The organism is Streptomyces sp. YKOK-I1 (genome assembly GCF_054660435.1).
This window is the reverse complement of the sequence record NZ_BAAGDR010000001.1, coordinates 5,471,346-5,491,253: the sequence shown is the minus strand read 5'-3', so window position 1 is coordinate 5,491,253 and position 19,908 is coordinate 5,471,346. Positions and strand designations below refer to the sequence as shown.

Annotated in this window: 15 protein-coding genes; 11 read left to right on the top strand and 4 right to left on the bottom strand. The window is 74.2% G+C overall.

Features of this window, described 5'->3' with window-relative positions; genetic code table 11:
- Nucleotides 1-21: 21 nt before the first annotated feature.
- Nucleotides 22-3,441 carry a helix-turn-helix transcriptional regulator gene (locus ACYQ8Q_RS24420; RefSeq protein WP_460067858.1) on the bottom strand — a complete coding sequence of 1,140 codons (3,420 nt, stop codon included), beginning with the start codon at nucleotides 3,439-3,441 and terminating at the stop codon, nucleotides 22-24.
- A 422-nt stretch (nucleotides 3,442-3,863) separates the two neighbouring features.
- Here ACYQ8Q_RS24420 and ACYQ8Q_RS24415 point away from each other — a divergent pair, with 422 nt between their 5' ends.
- The 3 genes from ACYQ8Q_RS24415 (at nucleotide 3,864) to ACYQ8Q_RS24405 (ending at nucleotide 7,346) form a co-directional block, all read left to right on the top strand.
- A complete protein-coding gene (locus tag ACYQ8Q_RS24415) occupies nucleotides 3,864-4,478 on the top strand; it encodes a helix-turn-helix transcriptional regulator (protein WP_055632411.1) in 615 nt (204 codons plus the stop codon).
- Between the two features lie 151 nt (nucleotides 4,479-4,629).
- Complete coding sequence (locus ACYQ8Q_RS24410; protein WP_460067857.1) at nucleotides 4,630-5,307, top strand: DUF4255 domain-containing protein; 678 nt, start codon at nucleotides 4,630-4,632, stop codon at nucleotides 5,305-5,307.
- Nucleotides 5,304-7,346, top strand: a complete 2,043-nt coding sequence (locus ACYQ8Q_RS24405) for an ATP-binding protein (RefSeq protein WP_460067855.1) — start codon at nucleotides 5,304-5,306, stop codon at nucleotides 7,344-7,346. Before ACYQ8Q_RS24410 ends, ACYQ8Q_RS24405 begins: the two co-directional genes overlap by 4 nt.
- 15 nt (nucleotides 7,347-7,361) lie before the next feature.
- On the opposite strand, the gene ACYQ8Q_RS24400 is transcribed toward ACYQ8Q_RS24405, so the two are convergent.
- Both ACYQ8Q_RS24400 and ACYQ8Q_RS24395 read right to left on the bottom strand, forming a co-directional pair.
- A complete protein-coding gene (locus ACYQ8Q_RS24400) occupies nucleotides 7,362-8,756 on the bottom strand; it encodes a ricin-type beta-trefoil lectin domain protein (RefSeq protein WP_460067854.1) in 1,395 nt (464 codons plus the stop codon).
- Between the two features lie 52 nt (nucleotides 8,757-8,808).
- Nucleotides 8,809-10,260, bottom strand: a complete 1,452-nt coding sequence (locus ACYQ8Q_RS24395) for a hydrolase (protein ID WP_460067853.1) — start codon at nucleotides 10,258-10,260, stop codon at nucleotides 8,809-8,811.
- A gap of 300 nt (nucleotides 10,261-10,560) precedes the next feature.
- On the opposite strand from ACYQ8Q_RS24395, the gene ACYQ8Q_RS24390 reads away from it, so the two are divergent.
- Genes ACYQ8Q_RS24390 through ACYQ8Q_RS24375 form a run of 4 tightly spaced genes read left to right on the top strand, consistent with a single transcriptional unit; the run spans nucleotide 10,561 to nucleotide 13,272 of the window.
- A complete protein-coding gene (locus ACYQ8Q_RS24390; RefSeq protein WP_460067851.1) occupies nucleotides 10,561-12,141 on the top strand; it encodes a phage tail sheath subtilisin-like domain-containing protein in 1,581 nt (526 codons plus the stop codon).
- Nucleotides 12,142-12,194: 53 nt separating this feature from the next.
- Complete coding sequence (locus ACYQ8Q_RS24385) at nucleotides 12,195-12,638, top strand: phage tail protein (protein WP_055636448.1); 444 nt, start codon at nucleotides 12,195-12,197, stop codon at nucleotides 12,636-12,638.
- Nucleotides 12,638-13,117 carry a hypothetical protein gene (locus ACYQ8Q_RS24380; RefSeq protein ID WP_055636447.1) on the top strand — a complete coding sequence of 160 codons (480 nt, stop codon included), beginning with the start codon at nucleotides 12,638-12,640 and terminating at the stop codon, nucleotides 13,115-13,117. Before ACYQ8Q_RS24385 ends, ACYQ8Q_RS24380 begins: the two co-directional genes overlap by 1 nt.
- Entirely contained in the window at nucleotides 13,114-13,272 is a 159-nt protein-coding gene (locus tag ACYQ8Q_RS24375) for a DUF6760 family protein (RefSeq protein WP_099054051.1), read from the top strand. Before ACYQ8Q_RS24380 ends, ACYQ8Q_RS24375 begins: the two co-directional genes overlap by 4 nt.
- 848 nt (nucleotides 13,273-14,120) lie before the next feature.
- Here the strand turns inward: ACYQ8Q_RS24375 and ACYQ8Q_RS24370 are convergent.
- Nucleotides 14,121-14,531: a hypothetical protein gene (locus ACYQ8Q_RS24370; RefSeq protein WP_460067849.1), complete on the bottom strand. Its 411-nt coding sequence runs from the start codon at nucleotides 14,529-14,531 to the stop codon at nucleotides 14,121-14,123.
- 892 nt (nucleotides 14,532-15,423) lie between these two features.
- Here ACYQ8Q_RS24370 and ACYQ8Q_RS24365 point away from each other — a divergent pair.
- From ACYQ8Q_RS24365 to ACYQ8Q_RS24350, 4 genes are read left to right on the top strand one after another with little or no spacing between them, the layout of a single operon-like run.
- Entirely contained in the window at nucleotides 15,424-16,764 is a 1,341-nt protein-coding gene (locus tag ACYQ8Q_RS24365) for a hypothetical protein (RefSeq protein WP_460067848.1), read from the top strand.
- 40 nt (nucleotides 16,765-16,804) lie between these two features.
- Nucleotides 16,805-17,230: a phage tail protein gene (locus ACYQ8Q_RS24360; protein WP_460067847.1), complete on the top strand. Its 426-nt coding sequence runs from the start codon at nucleotides 16,805-16,807 to the stop codon at nucleotides 17,228-17,230.
- Nucleotides 17,231-17,260: 30 nt separating this feature from the next.
- Nucleotides 17,261-17,986: a CIS tube protein gene (locus ACYQ8Q_RS24355; protein ID WP_460067846.1), complete on the top strand. Its 726-nt coding sequence runs from the start codon at nucleotides 17,261-17,263 to the stop codon at nucleotides 17,984-17,986.
- On the top strand, nucleotides 17,986-19,899 hold the full coding sequence (locus ACYQ8Q_RS24350; protein ID WP_460067845.1) for a VgrG-related protein: 1,914 nt from the start codon (nucleotides 17,986-17,988) through the stop codon (nucleotides 19,897-19,899). The genes ACYQ8Q_RS24355 and ACYQ8Q_RS24350 overlap by 1 nt, the downstream gene beginning before the upstream one ends.
- Nucleotides 19,900-19,908: the final 9 nt, after the last annotated feature.

Genomic DNA, 19,908 nt, shown 5'->3' with positions numbered 1-19,908 from the left:
GGTCCGTGTTCGGTCGTGCGGTCACCGCTCCAGCGCCGCCCGCAGTTCACCTCTCCTGCGGATGCCCAACTTGCGGTAGGCGCTGGTGAGATGGGTCTCCACGGTACGGCGGGCCACGTGCAGGAGCGCGGCTATCTCCATGTTGGTACGGCCCTGCACCGCGAGTTCGGCGATACGGCGCTCGCTGCCCGTGAGAGAGCCGGAGCCGGTGTGCGCCGGGGTGGTACGGCGGGCGCCCGCCGTGCGCAGGGCCTGGTTGGCGTGGGCCAGGAGCCGGGCGCTGCCCAGACGTTCGGCGCGTTCGGCGGCCTCGCGGAGATGGTCGCGGCCCCGGGCGCGTTCGCCGGAGTCGTTGAGCTGGAAGCCCTGGGCGAGCAGGGAGGCGATCAGTTCGGCCTCGGCGGGCGAGTCCCGCAGGACGGCGACCGCCTCGTCGCCGAGTTCCAGACCGCGCCGCCCCCGGGTCGCCCGGCTGAGCACGCGCAACGCCCGCCCCACCGTGCGCGGGGTGTTCCACAGCCGGGCCAGCCGGAGTTCCTCCTCCGCGAGGGCCAGCGCCTCCCGGGGGTTGCCCAGGGCGAGCCGGCACTCCGCGGCCGCCGTACGCCACGGCGTGACGACCGGGCTGAGGACGGCGCGGGCGGACTGCCGGCGGCCGCACTCCAGGAAGTCGTGCAGGGCGCCCGCGACATCGTTCTCGGTGAAGCGGAGGACGCCCCGCGCGTAGAGGAAGCGGTTGAGTTCCCAGGAGTCGGGGGCGTCCCGCAGGTCGAAGGTGTCCGCGAGGGCGCGCGCCTCGGCCGTACGACCCGTCTCCACCAGCGCCGTCAGGGCGTGCGCGTCCGCGTTGCCGGGAATGCCGCGGCGGCGGCCGCGGGCCGTCTGCGGATGACCGGCGAGGACGGTGCGGTAGTCGCCGCGGGCCGCCGCGATGTCGCAGCGGGTGTCCAGCAGCGCCTGCTCCATGGGGTGGAGCAGGGAGGGCCGCTGGGAGGCCAGGCCGCGTTCCACCAGGCGTTGCGCCTCGTCGAGTTCGTCGGCCCACTGGGCCACCGCCGCCGCCGTGCCCAGCAGGAAGGGCTCGGCGAGCGGGTCGGCGGGCTCCTCCAGCAGGGTGCGCACCCGGCGCATCGCCTCGCGCGCCCCGATGTCCCCGGCGGTCGCCGCGTACCGCACCAGGAGGGCCTGGCCGGAGGCGCCGACCAGCTCCGGGGAGCGTTCCGCGGTCTCGGCCAGCCAGCGGTAGGCGTCCTGGCGGACCGTCTGGTCCTGGTCGGAGAGGAGCGCGGACGCGGTCTGCAGGGTGCGGGTGAGCTCGGGGTGACCGGGGAGCAGCGCCTCGGTGCGGCGCAGCACCTCCACCGCCGTACGGACCTCCCCCCGGCCCGCGAGCGCCGTGCCCAGCGCGACCGCCGTACGGACCCGGTCACGGGGCTCGGCCGGCAGGTCCAGGGCCTCGACCAGCCGGGGGATGCCGACCGGTGCGTCCGCGGAGGCGTACTCCAGGGAGCCCAGTTCGGTCAGCAGCCGCTGCCGCAGGTCGTCGGGGAGCGGCTCGGCGAGGGCGCGGCGCAGATAGCCGACGGCGTCGTCCGTGCGGCCGGCGCGGACGGCGATCGTGACCGCGTCGCGCAGCACGCGCAGCGCCCAGGGCTCACCGACCCGCGCGCTGTCCAGCAGTTGCCGGGCCACGCTCTCCACGCCGTCGCCGCGGCGCAGCATGGCCTGGGCGATCGCGCGGTGCGCGTCCTGCCGGCGCCCCGCGGGCCAGCCGGCGAGGACGGCGTCCCGCAGCAGGGGGTGCGCGTACCGGGGACGCCCGTCGGCGCCCGGCCGCAGCAGGCCCAGCCGGGTCATCGCGGTGAGCCAGCCGGAGACCCGCGCGGGATCGGCGGCACAGACATCGGCGAGCAGCGCGGCGGTCTCCTGGCGCAGCGAGCCCGAACGCGGATCACCGCCACCCCCTCCGAACCCGTCCCCCGGAACCCGCAGACCGGCACCCGGCCGCGCCCCGGCGGACCACCCCGGCCGACCCGGATCAGCGGTCGGCCCGCCCTCGGAAGACCATCCCGTCCGTCCCGGTTCACCGGTGGGACCATACGCGGCCGGCCGTCCCGTCCGGCCCGGCTCACCGGTCGGACCGTGCACGGCGGGCCGGCCCGGCCGGCTCGGATCGGCGGCGGTCGGACCGTGCACGGCGGGCTGGCCCGACCGACTCGGATCAGCCGCCGGACGAGATCCCGAGGGCCACCCCGACCGACTCGGGTCAGCGGTCAGCCCATGCTCGGCAGGCCAGCCCGGTCCGCTCAGGTCGGCGGCCGGGCGGGGCTCGGTCGGCCATGCCGGTCCGCTCAGGTCAGCGGTCAGCCCATGCTCGGCAGGCCACCCCGGGCGGCTCGGGTCGGCGGCCGAACGAGGCTCGGCAGGCCACCCCGGTCCGCTCAGGTCAACGGCCGAACGAGGCTCGGCAGGCCACCCCGGTCCGCTCAGGTCAACGGCCGAACGAGGCTCGGCAGGCCAGCCCCGTCCGCTCGGGTCGGCGGCGGGGCGGGGCTTCGCGGAGCCGTCCGGTGACGGGAGGCGGGAATCGGCACGCTCCCGGTGGGCCGCTGCGTCGTCCTCCGTCTGTTCCAGGGCCGCCAGGGTGCGGGCCACCTCGGCCGTCGCCTCCCCGGCGCTCTCCAGCCACCAGGACACGGCAGCCGGGTAGGAACCGGGGTACAGCGCGGCGCAGGTGTGCGGCACGGAGGTGGACGAGGGGGCGCCCGCGAGGTCGTCGAGGAGCGCGTGCAGCAGCAGCGGACTGCCCGCGGCGGCGTCGACGCAGTCCGCCGTCCACCGCGGCGAGGCCTGCGGGAAGGCAGCACGGACCAGCTCCGCCGACATACCGTCGGAGAGCGGGGCGAGGGTGTGGGTACGGACCAGGGAGGGGGTGAGGGCGTGCGTGATACCTGTCGGCGGGGGATCGATGTCGTACTGGCTGCGCTCGGTGGCCACGAGCAGCAGCGGTAATCGGTCGACGCGCCGCGCCGCCTCCATCAGCCAGCGGCGCGAGGCGTCGTCGGCGAGGTCGACGTCGTCCACCGCCACCATCACCGGGCCCTCGGCCGCGTACGACCGCAGCAGCCGCCACAGCCGCGCCGCGCTCCCCCGGTCGTCCTCCCCGGGCCCCACCTCCTCGTCCGCGAACTCCGGTACGGGGCCCAGGAGATGGAGGACGCAGGAGAACGGGACGGCGGTGTCCCCGGGCGAGCAGCGGGCCCGCAGCACCCGCAGCCCACGCCCCGCCGCATGCGCCACCGCGGCCTCCAGCAGCGCGGAGCGGCCGGTGCCGGTGGCCCCGCGCAGCAGGACCAGCCGGCCCGCGCCGGCCCGGGCCCGCTCGACCTCGGCCACGAGCAGCGCGTGCGCGTCGCCGCGTTCCCGCAAGGGTCCGCTCATCCCTGTCTCCTGCCAGTCGGTACGCCCCGCAGACGCGGTCCGTCTGCCGGGCTCGGTTCCGCACGACGTCGTACGGCCGTTGTGGCGAGGCTCACGACACGCCTCCCGCACGACCATCGAACCCCCGTTGACCTGCAGTGATGTTCGCACCTTGTGGTTGCTTACCCGTTGCTCTCGTGGTGCGGCTCGTGGTGGTCCACGATTGCGCCCGCCCCGGGAACCACAGAAGTGTTGACCGGACCCAGCCGCCACCGGTTCCCGCCGGCCGCGGTCCCGTCACCATGGGGGACAGGTTGCTCAGCTCACCCCGGACAGCAGACGCCCGGACGTCCGCCCTTCGGACCTCCGACACTCGGACCTCCGACGCCCGGACACCGGACACCCGGACACCGGACACCGGCACGCCGAACGTCAGGCGGCGCCTGCCCGTCGCCGTCCTCGCCCCCGACCCCATCTCCCGGGAGGGCGCCGCGAGCCAGCTGCGCGGCCGGCCGGAGATCGAGGTCCGCGAGGAGCCCACGCCCACACCCGGCACGGTCGCGCTGCTCGTCGAGGACACCCTCGACGACACCGCGCTGGCCCGGCTGCGCAGGATCACCCGGACCGAGGGCACCCGGGTGGTGCTCGTGGTGGGCGCGATCCGCGAGACCGAGCTGCTCGATGTCATCGAGTGCGGGGTCGGGGCGATCGTCTGGCGCCGGGAGGCCACCGCGCACCGGCTGGTGCAGGCGGTCCTCGCGGCCGCGCGCGGCGACGGCGACCTGCCCTCCGATCTGCTGGGCAGACTGATCAGCCAGGTCGGCACGCTGCACCGGGGCGCGGCAGGGCGCCCGGGCGCGCCCTCGTTGGGGCTCGCGCCACGGGAGGTGGACGTCCTGCGGCTGGTCGCCGAGGGCCTCGACACCGGAGAGATCGCCAGCAAGCTGTCCTACTCCGAACGAACCGTCAAGAACGTGATGCACGGACTCACGACGCGCCTGCATCTGCGGAACCGGGCGCATGCGGTGGCATATGCCCTCCGGGAAGGCTACATCTGACCGAACGGGCACTCGAAGGAGAACACGCGGGCAGCGTGTCGTGCCCGGCCGCCGACCCCGGCGCGCCTGCGGAACCCGGCCGGTCACGGGCACGATCGGTCAAAGGGGTTCCAAGGGGGTTCCGCGGTACGGGTGACGGAGGAGCGCGAGGGTGATCCACGAGGTCGACGAGGTCCTCAAGGGCCTGCTCGGCGGGGGCGCGCTGACCGGCTCCGGCATCGACGTCTCCTTCGAGGCACCCACCCGTGACTGGGCGGCCCGGCGCAACTCCCCTGTCGTCAACGCCTATCTGTACGACATCCGGGAGGACGTGGCCCGCCGCCAGCGCGGACAGGTCGCGGTGCGTGACGAGCGGGACGTCGTGGTGAAACGGCGTCAGCCGCCGCGCTGGTTCAGACTTTCCTACCTCGTGACCGCCTGGACGAAAACTCCACAGGACGAACACCGGCTGCTTTCCGCCGTGTTGGCCAACCTCATCCCGCGCGAGATCCTGGCCGCCGACGAACTCCCCGGCGCCCTGGGCACCTTGGGGCTCGCGGTCCATGTGAACGTGGCCGGCGTCCAGACCGAGACCCGTTCCCTCGCCGAGATCTGGTCCGCCCTCGGCGGCGAGCTCAAGCCCTCCCTGGACCTGGTGGTGACGGCCCCCTTCCCGGCCTACCCCGAGTACGACGCGGGCCCGCCGGTCACCGAGGGCGCCCTCGTCCGCGTCGCCGGCCTCGAAGGCGACCCCCCGCAGGACGAGGGCCGCGCCCACCGCCCCCACCACCTGGAGGCGGCCCGCGAGGCCCGGGAGACCGGCGCCGCCGCGAAGAAGAACGGCCGATGACCGCCACGACGGCCCTCGCCGCGTACCCGACGGACAGCACAGACCACTCCGCCGCCCTGCTCGCCCGCCTCGGTGCCCTGCGCGAGCGGGTGGCCGGGCTGGTGGACCGGCGGGCCGTCGGGGATCCCACGGCCGACGACCCGCTGCGCGGGCTGTACCTCTCCGAGGAGGCGGTACGGCACCTGCTGGGCCGTGGGCCGGTCCCCCCGGCGGATCCGCCCGCGGACGCGCCCGCCGACCGCCTCACCGCCCTCGCCGCCCGCCTCCCCCTCACCGCGCTCGATCTCGCCGTACTCCTCGTCGCCCTCGCGCCCGATCTGGACCGGACGTTCGAGCCGCTGTACGGCTACCTCAACGACGACGTCAGCAGGCGCCGGGCGACCGTCGGGCTCGCGCTGGAGCTGTGCGGGGCGCCTCCCCACCTCGCGTCGGCCCGGGCCCGCTTCCACGCCTCGGCCCCCCTGTCCGCACTGGGCCTGCTGGAGGTCGAGGAACCCGAACGCCCCTTCCTTTCCCGCTCGTTGCGCGTCCCGGACCGGGTCCTCGCGCATCTCCTCGGCGACCCGACCCCCGACGCGTCCCTGCACGGCCACCTGCACCCGCTGCCACACCCCCCGACCAGCCACCCCACCGCCCCCTTCGCCGCCCGCCTCGCCGACCGGCTCGCCGACCGGCTCCGGCACGGCCCCCTCACCGCCTACCTCCGCGAACACCGCGAGGGCGACGGCCTGGCCGCGCTCGCCACCGCCCTGCACACGGCCGGCGCCGACGCCCTGCGCTTCACCGGCCCCACCGACCAGCTCCCCGCCCTCCTGCGCGAGGCCCGGCTGACCGGACGGGTGGTCGTGGTGACCGGTCTCCCCGCACAACCGGCCCCACTGGTGGCCGCGTTGGCCGCCGCACCGGACGTGACGGTCCTCCTCACGGACCCCCGCCCCTACGACCCCCACTGGTCCCCCACCGACCCCCTGGTCCTGGACGCCCCCCGCCGCAGCGCGGGCGGCACGGAACTCTGGGAGACGGAACTCGGCGTACCCCGGCGGGAACCGGCCCCCGCCGGGCCCGCCCCCGACCGACCCGGCTTCGATCTCGCCGCCGCCGTGGCCCCCTACCGCCTCGGCGGCGACCGGGTCGCACGGGCCGCGCGGGCCGCACAAGCCCTCGCCGCCTTCGAGGGCGTCCCCCTCGCCCCCGGCCACATCCGGCTCGCCGCCCGCCAGCAGTCCGCGTCCGGACTGGAGAAGCACGCCCGCCGCATCCGCCCCGACGTCGGCTGGACCGACCTCGTCCTTCCCGACCGCCCCCTCACCCAGCTCCATGAACTCGCCCTGCGCGCCCGCCACCGCGACCGCGTCCTCGGCGACTGGCGGCTCAGCGCGGGCGGCGGACGGGGAAGGGGCGTACTCGGACTGTTCGCGGGCGAGTCCGGGACCGGCAAGACCCTGTCCGCCGAGGTCGTCGCCGCCGAACTCGGCCTCGACCTGTACGTCGTCCAGCTGTCCTCGGTCGTCGACAAGTACGTCGGCGAGACCGAGAAGAACCTGGAGCGCATCTTCACCGAGGCGGACCGCACCGACGCCGTCCTGCTCTTCGACGAGGCCGACGCCGTCTTCGGCAAGCGCTCCGAGGTGAAGGACTCCCACGACCGGTACGCCAACATGGAGAGCGCCTATCTGCTCCAGCGCCTGGAGTCCTTCGACGGGATCGCGCTGCTCACCACCAACCTGCGCGCCAACATCGACGAGGCGTTCACCCGCCGGCTCGACCTGGTGATCGACTTCCCGTTCCCGGACCGGGAGCAGCGGCTCGCCCTGTGGCGGCACGGACTCGTCCATGTGCCCTGCGCCGAGGGAGTCGACCCGACCCCGCTGGCCGGGGAGTTCGAGCTGGCGGGCGGATCGATCCGCAGCGCGGTCGTCACCGCCGCCTACCTGGCCGCCGGACGGGGCGAGCCGGTGGGCGACGGCGACCTGCTGGAGGGGGCCCGCCGCGAGTACCGCAAGGCGGGCCGCCTGGTACCGGGCGAGGCCAACTGGTGAGCCCCGCCCACCCGCTCACTCCACGCGCCACTTCTGGTTGGGCGTCCCCGAGCAGGTCCACTGCTGGAGCTTCGCCCCGTTGCCGGTCCCGTTGTCCTTGACGTCCACGCATTTGTCCGACTGCGGGTTGACCAGGTCACCGGCGTCGCTCAGCACGAACTGCTGGGCGGGGTTGCCGCTGCAGTTCGCGAGCTGGATGACCGCGCCGTCGTCCTTCGACCCCCAGGCGACGTCCATGCACAGACCGAGCGCGCGGACCGTACCGTCGCTGCGGAAGTCCCACTTCTGGTTGGCGGAACCCGCGCAGTCCCAGATCTGGAGCGGGGTGCCGTCCTTGCCCTTGCCGTTCTGCGCGTCGGTGACGTCGACGCACCGGTTGGAGCCCTTCCCGATGATCAGCTGCCCGGCCACCTCGGTCTGGTCGTCCGAGTCGTCGGAACCGCCCCCGCCACCGCTCGACCCCGACGAGCCGCCCGACCCGCCGCCGGACCCCGACCCGGAACCGGAGCCCGAGCCGCCGCTGTCGCTGTTCTGCGCCGGGGCGGACGCGGCCGGCTGGTCCGCGGGCGCCTGCGCGGAGGAGTCGGTCTTCGGCGCGGACGGCGCCGCCACCGAGGGGCTCGGCAGCGCGGAGCCGTTGACCTCGACCATCTTCTCCGAGGCGAGGGACCGCACCTGCGGCTTGTACGCCAGCCAGATCATCACGAACGCGATCGTCAGTGCCATCGCGATGCTCAGCGTCGTCGCCAGCCAGCGCGGCAGGAACCCGCGCTGCACGAACGTACCGTCCACCGAGAGCGGCGCCGCCCCCGAACGCTGCACGCTCAGCGCGTACGGCCGCTGCTCCTTGGACCCGAACCAGATGATCTGCCGGGGCCGCAGCGTGGTGTCCACGAACACGGCGCGCCCCGGCTCGATCTGCACATTGCCCGGCCGGAACTCGTACGCCAGGTTGTCACCGGTGTCCGCCCCCGCGACGGACGCGGTGACCCTGCTGTTGCCGAGGTTGTCGATCGCCAGCCGCGGCCGGCCCCGGAACCGCCCCTTCACGGTCGGCGGCACCAGCTCGGCCCGCACCTCCGTGAACGGGGTGATCGTCAGATTCCCCTCCGGCACCGTCGTCGCGTCCGGATGCTCGGTCGGCGTGATCCGCACGGCGTACGGATTCGGCCCCGCGACCGCGTCCGGGCTGCGCGGCGGGGCGAAGGTCAGCTCGACCGTCCCCGTCGTCCCCGGATACAGCCGCAGCGTCTGCGGCTCCACCGTGGTCCAGGGCGCGACGTCCCCGACGGGCTCGAAACGGTACTCGTCGACGACATCACCGGTGTTGCGCACCCGCAGCCGTACGGTCGTACTGCTGCCGGGGTCGACGGTCGCGGCCGCCGGTTCTAGAGAAGTCCACAGAGTCACCTCACGGGCCCTTTCGACGATTCCTGGACGATGAGGCGCCGGTGCGGCGGCCTCACAGGGTGAAGCGGACCGCCTCCAGCTGGAGTTTCCAGTCCATGGGGCTGCCGCCGTAGATCCACTTGTCCTTCGCGTTGGGGTCCGAGCAGCCCACGCCGCGCCAGCCCTTGTCCTTGATGTGCGCGTTCTGGCAGACCGAGCTGCCGTCGCCCAACCCGATGGTGAAGCCCTGGAGGGGCGAGACCGCCTCCTTGAGGCTGCCGATGTACATGTCGGCGCCGTCGGCCGCGCTCGACCACTTGGAGCCGGTCAGCCAGCCCTCGGTCACATGGGCGCCGTTGCCGTTGACGCCCTTGGTGCCCACCGTGGCGATGTTCAGCTCCTTGATGGGCAGGCCCTTGCCGGTCGTACCGGCGATCGCGCCGTCGCACACCGGGTCCTGCCAGCCGCGGTCGGCGACATAGGCGCGGTAGCAGATGTGCCGGCCGTCGCTGCGCGCCGCCAGTGCCTGCACCGCGTCCGCGGCGGTCTGCTTCTTCGGCTTGACGGTCGTGCTCGACGAACCCCCGCCGCTCCCGCTGCCACTGCCGCTGCCCGAGCCGCTTCCGCTGCCGGTCCCGGCCGTCGCGGCGCCGCCGGTGTCCGCGGGGACCTCCGGCGCCGCGGCCGCGCTGGTCGCGGCGGCGGGCGGCGCGCTCTCGATGGGCGCCGAGGGGCTGGGCAGCGCGGTGGCGCCGGCCTCCGCGAGCTTCTCCGTCGCGAGGGACCGCACCTGCGGCTTGTACGCCAGCCAGATCATCACGAACGCGATCGCCAGCGCCATCGTGACGCTCAGCGCGGTCGCCAGCCAGCGCGGCAGGAACCCGCGCTGCACGAACGTACCGTCGACCTCCAGCGGCTGCGCCCCCGACCGCCGTACGGCCAGCCGGTAGGGCTGTTCCTCCTTGGAGCCGAACCAGATGATCTGCCGGGGCCGCAGCGTGGTGTCCACGAACACGGCCCGGCCGGGCTCGATCTGCACATTGGCGGGCTGGAGTTCGTACTGGAGCCGGTCGCCGTTGTCGCCGCCGCTGAGGGAGGCGGTCACCTTGGTGTTGCCGAGGTTGTCGATCGCGAGCCGCGGCCGGCCCTTGAGCCGTCCCTTCACGGTCGGCGGCACCAGCTCGGCCCGCACCTCCGTGAAGGCGGTGATCGTCAGATTCCCCTCCGGCACGGTCACCGCGTCCGGGTGCTCGGTCGGCGTGATCCGCACGGCGTACGGGTTGGGCCCCGCCGTCGCGTCCGAGGTGCGGGGCGGGGCGAAGCTCAGCTCCACCGTGCCGGTCGTCCCCGGGTACAGCCGCAGCGTCTGCGGCTCCACCGTCGTCCAGGGCGCGACATCCCCGACGGGCTCGAAACGGTACTCGTCGACGACATCACCGGTGTTGCGCACCCGCAGCCGTACGGTCGCCCGGCTGCCGGGGTCGACGGTGACGGAGGCGGGTTCGAGAGAGGTCCACAGGCTCACGCACCGACGCTACGGTGTGGCCGTCGACCGGGGTCAGAGGCCATGGGGCAGAGCGGCTGCCCGGCAGGACCGCACCGGGTGCCCTCCCGGCCGGACAGGCCCCCAGGTCCGGCCACGAGGCCCGGCGGGAGTTCCGCCGGAGCCCCTCACCCCCGCCCCGCGGGCCGCCGCCCCCCGGGCCCCGATTGCCCGACCGGGCACCGACTGTGCCCCGGGACCTGCACCGAAGGCCGTTTCGGGCGACGCGCTTCGCGCGTGACGGTGGGAACGTCCTGACGCGTACCCCGAGGAGAGCACAGCATGCCGTCCTACCTGTCGCCCGGCGTATACGTCGAGGAGGTGGCCAGCGGCTCCCGCCCGATCGAGGGGGTGGGCACCTCGGTGGCGGCCTTCGTCGGGCTCGCCCCGACCGGCCCGCTCAACGAGCCGACCCTGGTGACCAACTGGACCCAGTACGTCGCGGCGTTCGGTGACTTCACCGACGGGTACTACCTGGCGCACTCCGTCTACGGCTTCTTCAACAACGGCGGTTCGGCGGCGTACGTCGTCCGCGTCGGCGGTTCCGCGGCGGGCGCGGCGGGCGACAGCAAGTCCCCCTCCGCGGTGACCGGTTCGGCCGCCCCGGCCGCGCTGCCCGCCGGTGAGCCGAAGCAGCTCGGCACCTTCTCCGTGACCGCGACGGCGCCGGGCAACCTGAGCGTCGAGGTCGCGGACGCGGAGGGCGAGGGCCCCGCCGAGCGGTTCAAGCTGATCGTCAAGGACGGCGACCAGCCGGTCGAGACCTTCGACGTCAGCGCCAAGAAGGGCAACCGCGCCTACGTCGTCACCCAGGTCAAGGAGCGGTCCCGGTTCATCGCCGTGGCCGAGGCCGCGCCCGCCGCGCAGCTCGCCCGCCCGGACAACCAGACCGTCGCGCTGCCGTCGGCCTCCGCCGCCGCGCCCGCCGTCCCGGCCGCCGACGACACCGTGACCGTCGGCCCCGCCCAGTACCTCGGCGACAGCGCCGACCGCACCGGCTTCGGCGGCCTGGAGGCCGTCGACGAGATCTCCATGGTCGCGGTGCCCGACCTGATGGCCGCCTACCAGCGCGGCGCGATCGACCTGGAGCAGGTCAAGGCCGTCCAGCTCGGTCTGATCGCGCACTGCGAGCTGATGGGCGACCGCGTCGCGATCATCGACCCGCCGCCGGGCCTCAACGCCCGCCAGATCCGCGTCTGGCGCCAGGAGACGGCCGGCTACGACTCCAAGTACGCCGCCCTGTACTACCCCTGGATCAAGTCCTTCGACCCGGCCTCCGGCCAGTCCCGGCTGATCCCGCCGAGCGGCCACGTCGCCGGCGTGTGGGCCCGCAACGACTTCGAGCGCGGTGTGCACAAGGCCCCCGCCAACGAGGTCGTGCGCGGCGCGGTGGACCTGGAGATCCAGATCACCCGGGGTGAGCAGGACCTCCTCAACCCCATCGGTGTGAACTGCATCCGCGCGTTCCCCGGCCGGGGCATCCGCATCTGGGGCGCCCGCACCCTGTCCTCCGACCCGGCCTGGCGCTACCTCAACGTCCGCCGGTACTTCAACTACCTGGAGGAGTCGATCCTGATCGGCACCCAGTGGGTGGTGTTCGAGCCGAACGACCACGCCCTGTGGGCCCGGATCCGGCGCAACGTCTCGGCGTTCCTGGTCAACGAGTGGCGCAGCGGCGCCCTGTTCGGCGCCAAGCCCGAGGACGCGTACTACGTCAAGTGCGACGAGGAGACCAACCCGCCGGAGTCGGTCGACGTCGGCCGGGTGGTGTGCGAGATCGGTATCGCGCCGGTCAAGCCGGCCGAGTTCGTGATCTTCCGGCTGGCGCAGTTCTCCAGCGGCAACGGGGAGCTGGAGGAGTAGACACCCCTCGCCGTCCACCGCACCGCAGTCAACTCCCCTAGAAGGAAACCCAGATGAGCCTCCAGCCGGGTGACGCCCTTACTTCGCACAATTTCGGGCTCCAGATCGACGGCGTGATGGTCGAGTACCTCGCCGAGGTCAGCGGCCTCAGCATCGAACAGGACGTCATCGAGTACCAGCAGGTCTCCGCGCAGGGCAAGCCGGTCACCAAGAAGCTGCCGGGCGTGAAGAAGGCGGGCACCTGCACCGTCGTGCGCGGTATGACCCAGTCCGCGGCGTTCAACCAGTGGATCACCGAGTCGATCAACGGCTCGATGGGCTCCGCCCGCAAGAACGCCACGATCATGGTGATGGACTACATGAACAACCCGGTCAAGCGGTACAACATGCGCAACGCCTGGTGCAGCAAGATCGACACCAGCACCGTGAAGGCGGGCGAGGCGTCGGCGCTGACCGAGACCGTGACGATCACGTTCGAAGAACTGGTCATCGAGTAATGCGGCGTACGGCTGTGCGGGCGCCGCAGGCGGAGGTGGAGCAGCCCTCTCAGGAGGCCGCCCCGCTCCCGCCCTCGGCGCCCGCGCCGGCCCCGGTGCAACGGCAGACCCTGCAGACGGAGTTCGCCTTCGAGCTGCCGCGCGGGTACGTCGACGAGGCGGGCACCGTCCACCGCGACGGTGTGATGCGGCTGTCGACGGCACGGGACGAGCTGGTGCCGTTGCGGGACATCCGCGTCCAGGAGAACCCGGCGTATCTGTCGGTGGTGCTCCTGGGCCGGGTCATCACCCGCCTCGGCACGCTCCCCCTCGTCCACGACGGCGTGGTGGAGAACATGTTCGCCTCCGACCTCGCCTTCCTCCAGGACTTCTACCGCCAGATCAACGCCGAGGGCCACACCCGCGCGTCCGTGGAGTGCCCGCACTGCGCGGAGCCCTTCGAGGTGGAACTGGGCGGGAGCCGCCTGGGGGAATCGTGACGTACGCGACCGACCGGCTGCACGAGGAGATCGCGTACGTCGCCTACCACTTCCACTGGTCCCTGGACGACATCCTGGACCTGGAACACCACGACCGCCGCCGCTGGACGGACCACATCGGCACCCTGGTCACCCGGGGCGGAACGGAGGGCTGACCGGTGGGTCTTCTGGATCGATTCCGGGGCGGTGGGCGACGGGCCGCGGAGTCGCCGGTGGCGGCCGCGGCTCCGGGAGCGGTGAGTTCCGGGACGGAGAGCGGCGGGACGGTGAGTGGCGGGACGTCCGCTGCGGGCGCCGGGCCCGTGGTGGCGGCGTCCTGGACCCGGCTGCCTCCGATCCAGCGGGCGGTGGCGTCCGGTACGGCGGGGGTCGCCGACCCCGGGTTCGGCGGGCGGCTGGCCACCTGGCAGAACCCGGCCTTCACCGGCGTACGCCCCCTCACGGTCCTGGACGGGAGCCCGGGCGGGTTGCTGAGCAACGGGGCGGGGGCGCCTCGGTCTGCTTCGACGGCTGCGCCTTCCACTCCGTCGGGTCCGGTCACGGGTTCGGGTCCGGTTGCGGGTTCGGTTCCGGTGCAGACGGCACCGCTGCCGGGGAGTGTGCCCGGGCTACCCGGACTTCCCGGACTTCCCGGACTTCCCGGGGGCGTACCGGGCGTTCAGCGGGCCGTTCCCGTCGTACAGCGAGCCGTGCCCGGGGTGGCGTCGGGGCTGCCTGCGCCGAGCCGGGCCGCTTCCGCGCTGCCGGGGCTCCCGGCCGCGCGTCCGGGGAACGGTGCCGCTCCGTCAGGGGCTTCGGCGGTACGTCCCCGTGCGGTACCCGCACGGCCAGTGGCCGGAGGGACACTCCCGGCTCCGGGACCGGCGATCCAGCGCGCCGCATCGGTCCTCCCCGGTGTCCGGTCCGCGCTGCCCGGTCCCGGTTCCGGTGCGGGACCTGTCCTCCCGGGCCAGTCGTCGCCCGTACCCACGCATCCGAGCGGCCCCGGTGCCGTGCCGGTGGTTCAGCGGGCCTCGGCGGCCCCGTCGGGATCCTCGCCGGTCGCTCCGGTGGCCGTGCCGTCCCCGTCCGGCCCGGTCCCGTCGGCCGCCTCGGCCCGCCCGGCCCTCCCCGGCGCCGCACCGTCGGCCCCGACCGGGTCGTCGACCGCGCCCGTGCCCCCGAACCGTCCCGGCGTCCCACCGTCGTCCTCCTCGGTTTCCCCTGCCCCCGTCCCGGTCGTGCAACGGCACCCCGTGCGCCCCGCGACCCCGCCGTCGGCCACCCCGGCGCGGGGCATCCGGGTGTCCCCGGCGGCGGCGCGTCCGGCGGCGCCCGCCGTCCCCCTGACCAGGTCGGCCCCGGCCCCGGTGCAGCGGCGTACGCTGCCCGCCCGTCTCCCGTCCGCGCCTGCCGCACCCCGGAGCAAGGACACCGAGGGCGACCGTCCGGCGGCCGCCAAGGAACCCGCCCCGGGCCCGCGCCCCTCGGCGGCACCGGCCCCGGTTCCCCCGGCGGGGACAGCCGACGGGCACCCCGTACAAGGTCAGACACCCGGCCCGGTCGCCCCGCCTGCGGCCGGCCTCCCCGTCCAGCGGGCGGTTGCGCGCGCGCCCCAGGACGCCCCCGCGCCGGAGGTTCAACCGGCCGTACCCTCGACCTCCCCGCGCCCGGCCGGAGGCGGGGCGACCGCGCCGGCACCCCAGTCCTCCTCCACGGCGCCCTCCACGGCGCCCTCCACACCGCCTTCGGTCAACTCCGCGGTCCAGCAAGGCCCTTCGCGGCCCCCAGCCACCCGGCCCCCGGCCAACCCCCCGATCCAGCGCGCAGCTTCACCGGCACCGCGGGCCCCCCTCGCCCCCACACCTCCCACCGCCGCGTCTCCGGCCAACCCCTCGGTCCAGCGCGCGCCCTCACCGGCACCGCAGAACCCCCTCACGGCCACACCCCCCACCGTCCCGCCTCCGGCCAACCCCTCGGCCCCGCGCACGCCTTCACCGGCTCCCCCGACCCCCCTCACCCCCACGCCCGCATCCGACGTCCCCCTCCAGCGCGCGGCCGCGCCCGAAACCTCCCGGACGGCCCCGAGCGCGCCCACGACCGCCGTCACCCCGCAGCTCTCCGGCCCCGCACCCACGCCGGTCCCCGAGCCGTCCGTCCAGCGGGCCGTTCCCCCGGCCCCGGTCACCGACGTACCCGCGCCCGCCCTCCGGCGCCAGGAAGGCCGTACCCCCGCAGCGGAAACCGGTCGTCCGGCATCCACCGGCCGTACCGGCCGACCGGCCCCCACCCCGGCACAGGGCACCCCGCACCCCGTCCAGCGAGCCATGACCGCACCGGCCCCCGCCCCTGCACCGCCGGCAGCGCACGCCGCGCCCCCTGCCGCCGCCCCGGCCGAGACACCCGCACCCCAGCGGGCCGCGGCCCCCGTGCACCCCCCGCGGAACGAGCCCGGCAGCTCGAACCCCGGCACCACGAACCCCGTCGGCCACCCCGTACAGCGCGCCACCGCCCGGCCCGGCACACCCCCGCCGACCGCCACCACCCCCCGCCCGCGCACCGGCCTCGGCGCCCCTCTGCCACCGTCCACCAACTCCCTGCGCCCGTCGGCCGGTTCACGCCCCGTGCAGCCGCACACCACCCCCGGCACCCCCGCGCCCACGGCCGTACAGCGCGCCGCCGCCAAGCCCTCCGCGCTCGGCGCCCCGCTGCCCGCCCGCCCGGCCACCCCCGCTCCGGCACCCGCCACGGCTCCCCCGCCGACCACCCCTGTCCCTGAGGCGATCCAGCGAGCCCTGGCCCCCGCCACCACCCGGCCACCGGCCACACCCCCCACCACCCCGACCCGAACCACCCCTGTCCCCGAGGCGATCCAGCAAGCCCTGGCCCCCACCACCCGGCCGCCGGTCGCACCCCCCACCACCCCGACCCGAACCACCCCTGTCCCGGAGGCGATCCAGCGAGCCCTGACCCCCACCACCACCCGGCCACCGGCCACACCCCCCACGACCCCCACCCGGCCACCGGCCACCGCCCCCACGACCCCCGTCCCGGAGGCGATCCAGCGCGCCTTCGCCCCCACCCCGCCCCCGGCCACCGCAGCCACTTCCCCTGCCCCGCCCCCGGCCACCGCAGCCACTTCCCCCGCACCCGCCCCCGCCCCCCAGCCACCACTGACCGCCCCCCTCACACCCCCCGTCCAGCGCCGCGCCCGCACCGCCCCCGTCCCTCTGCGCCGCCCCACCCCCGGCACGGACCCCGTCCCCGTGGTCCAGCCGCGCCCCGTCACCTTCACCACGCCGCCCCTCCAGGCACCCGCCGCCGCCACCCCCACCGCGCCCACTCCCACCGTCCAGCGCGCCACCGCCCCGCACCTCACCCCCGCGCTCCCCGGCACCCCCGCCTCCACCCCCGCCATCCAGCGCCTCGCACCCCCCACCCCCCCGATCGCACCCCGGACCCCTCCGAAAGCGCCCCCCGCCCCCGAGCCCGCGGAGACCCGGAACAGTGCCGCCGCTCCACCCGCCGCCTTCGACCCGCGTTCCCTCACCGACTTCCAGCTCGACGAGTTGACCCACCGCCTCACCGGCCGTATCACCCGCCTCCTGCGCACCGAACTCCGCCTGGACCGCGAACGCATCGGCAGACTCCGCGACCCCCGCCACTGACCGGCACCCGACCCGCGCCCCACGAAAGGCCTGACCCTCGATGTCCCGCGATCTCGACCCGGGCTCCACCATCTTCTTCACCCTGACCATCGACGGCGAGAGCCTCGGTTACTTCAACGGGTGCGAGGGCCTGTCCTCCCAGGTGGAGATCGAGCACCGCCAGGAGGGCGGGAACAACGGCTTCGTCTGGGCGCTCCCCTCCCGCGTCACGTTCTCCAACATCCGCCTCACCCGCCCCCTCACCCCGGACACCACCAAGGTGGCCAAGTGGATCTCCTCGGTCACGACCGGGGTGACCCGCCCGACCGCGCAGATCGCGGCGCTGCGGGCGGACGGCTCCGAGGTGGCCCGGTGGGGGCTCATCGACGTGCTGCCGGTCAGCTGGCAGGGCCCCTCCCTGAACCCCGAGAGCCCGGGCGTCGCCACGGAGGTTCTGGAGATCACGCACCACGGCTTCACCGACTAGGCCGAGAAGCCGGGAAGAGGACACACGAACATGGCCAAGGGCAGCAAGAGCGGGGCGGGCAAGAGCCTGGTCCGCGCGACCCTCTCGATCCACGAACCGCCGGTCGGCACCAGCACCACACCGGGCGGGCTGCGCAAGTCCTTCGAGTTCGAGTTCAACCCGGCCCAGTTGCAGGTGGCGCGCCGGGCGTTGTGGAAGGTGACGCCGACGGCGGCCGTCCGGGACGGATCCAAGCCGGAGTTCATGGGGCCGGAGCCGCGCGAGATGAGCGTGGAGATCTTCCTGGACTCCTCCGACCAGCCGGACAGCAACACCGTGATGCAGAAGGTGGAGTCGCTGTTCGACTGCTGCGAGGTCACCACCGGCAGCATCGCCGCGAACCAGCCGTCCCCGCCGTGGGTGGTGTTCCAGTGGGGGTCGTTCTCGACGGTCCACTTCACGGCGTACGTCAGCAGCGTCGACGTCTCCTACACCCTGTTCGGCACGACCGGTGTGCCGATCCGCGCCATCTGTCAGGTGCGGCTGCACGAGATCCCCAGCAAGACCAAGGGGCAGAACCCGACCTCGGGCGCGCTGACCGCGCAGCGGGTGCACCGGGTGGTGGCCGGTGACTCGCTCCAGTCGCTGGCCTGGCGGGAGTACGGCGACACGGCCGCCTGGCGGGACATCGCCGAGGCCAACGGCATCGACGACCCGACCCGGCTGCCCACCGGCATCGAGCTGATCCTGCCGTCCGCCGGGGAGGTGCGTTCCTGATGGTGGCGACCGCGTTCTCCAACATCATCAAGGTCACCCTGGGCGGCAGTCCGCTGCCGCCCGACTTCGCGCCGCTGCTGGTGGAGGGCTGGGTGGACCAGGGGCTCGGGGTGCCCGCCTCCTTCCGGCTGACGTTCCGCGACCCCTACCGGCTCGTCCTCGGCAAGCTGGGCGTCAAGTTCGGGACGCCGGTGGTGCTGACGCCGATCGCCGACGGGCAGGGCGCGGGGGATCCGCTGTTCACGGGAGAGGTGTGCGGCCTCGAGGCCGACTACGACGGCACCGGGTCCTTCACCGTCATCCGGGGGTACGACGCCGGCCACCGCCTGATGCGCCAGCGCCGGATCGCCGCGTACCGCAACCAGAGCGCCTCCGACATCGCCCGCAAGCTCGCCGCGCAGGCCGGGGTGTCCGTGGGGAGGATCCAGTCGACGAAGACGGTCTACGAGTTCATCAGCCAGGCCAATGTCACCGACTGGGACTTCCTCGCCCGTCTCGCCGACGAGAACGAGATGGTGATGTCGGTCGACTCCAAGGGGAAGTTCCAGTTCGTCAAGCCGGACCCCGCCTCCGGGGCGCCGCCGACCTCGACGCCGGGTGAGAAGAGCCCGTACGTGCTCGAAGCCGGTACGGACATCCTGCGGCTGCGGGCCGCCGTCACCACCGCCGAGCAGGTCGCCACCGTCGAGGCGCGCGGCTGGGACGTGACGACGAAGAAGAAGCTCACCGCGACCGCGCCCGCCACCACCAACCCCGGCATCAGCATCGGGACGACACCGGGCGAGGCGGCCGCCAAGTTCAAGCCGGCGAAGCTGGTCGACGCGCAGACGCCGTACGACCGGCAGTCGGAGGTGAAGTTCGCCGCCGAGGCCCTCGCCGACGACGTCACCGGGTCCTTCGCCGAGCTGGAGGTCATCGCGCGCGGCACCCCGAAGCTGCGGCCGGGCCTGCCCGTCACCCTCGCCGACGTCGGCGCGCCCTTCGAGGGCAAGTACACCGCCACCTCGGTACGGCACGTCTTCGGCGACGGCAAGCACTACGAGGCGTGGGTGACGGTCAGCGGGCGCCAGTGGCGGTCCCTGTACGGGCTCGCCTCCGGCGGCGGGGGCGCCGGCTCGCACAACGGGCTCCACCTCCCCGGGACGACGAACGCGCTGGTGACGGACGTACAGGACCCGTTGAAGCAGGGCCGGGTGAAGCTCCAGTTCCCCTGGCTCGACGACGTGTACATCTCCGACTGGACGCGGGTCGTGCAGTGGGGCGGCAAGGACGGCGGGTCGATCTTCCCGCTCGACGTGGGCGACGAGGTGCTGGTCGCCTTCGACCGGGGCGCCCTCGACCATCCGTACGTCCTCGGCGGTCTCTACAACGGCAAGGACAAGCCGACGCCGGTGAAGGACGTGCCGCTGCACGACGGGGCCCGGCGGCGCGCCGCCCGGCACACCCTCTCCGACCGCGACGGCAACCGCGTCGACCTGCTCAGCCAGAAGACCGGCGGCCGCAAGCAGGGCGTGCGGGTCACCTCCGGGGACGACAAGCTCGTCATCAACCTGGACCGTACGCAGACCGAGATCACCGTCGACAGCAAGGGCACCGTCAAGATCACGGGCACCCGGTCGGTGTCCGTCGAGGCCGGCACCGATCTCACCCTGAGCGCGGGCCGCAAACTCACCATCAAGAGCGGCGGGCTGCTCGACATCCGCGGCACCGGGGCGGTCAACCTCAAGTCGCTGACCAGTGTTGTGTCCGTGGACGCGCTGGGCGCGCTCAGCCTGAAGGCGGGCGGCGCCGCCACGGTCACCGCGGGCGGCACCGTGCAGGTCAACGCCACCGCCAACGTGGGCATCCGGGCCGCGACCCTGCTGCTCCAGGGCGTCGTGATGGTCAACAACAAGCCGTATCCGATCCCATGAGATCCGGCC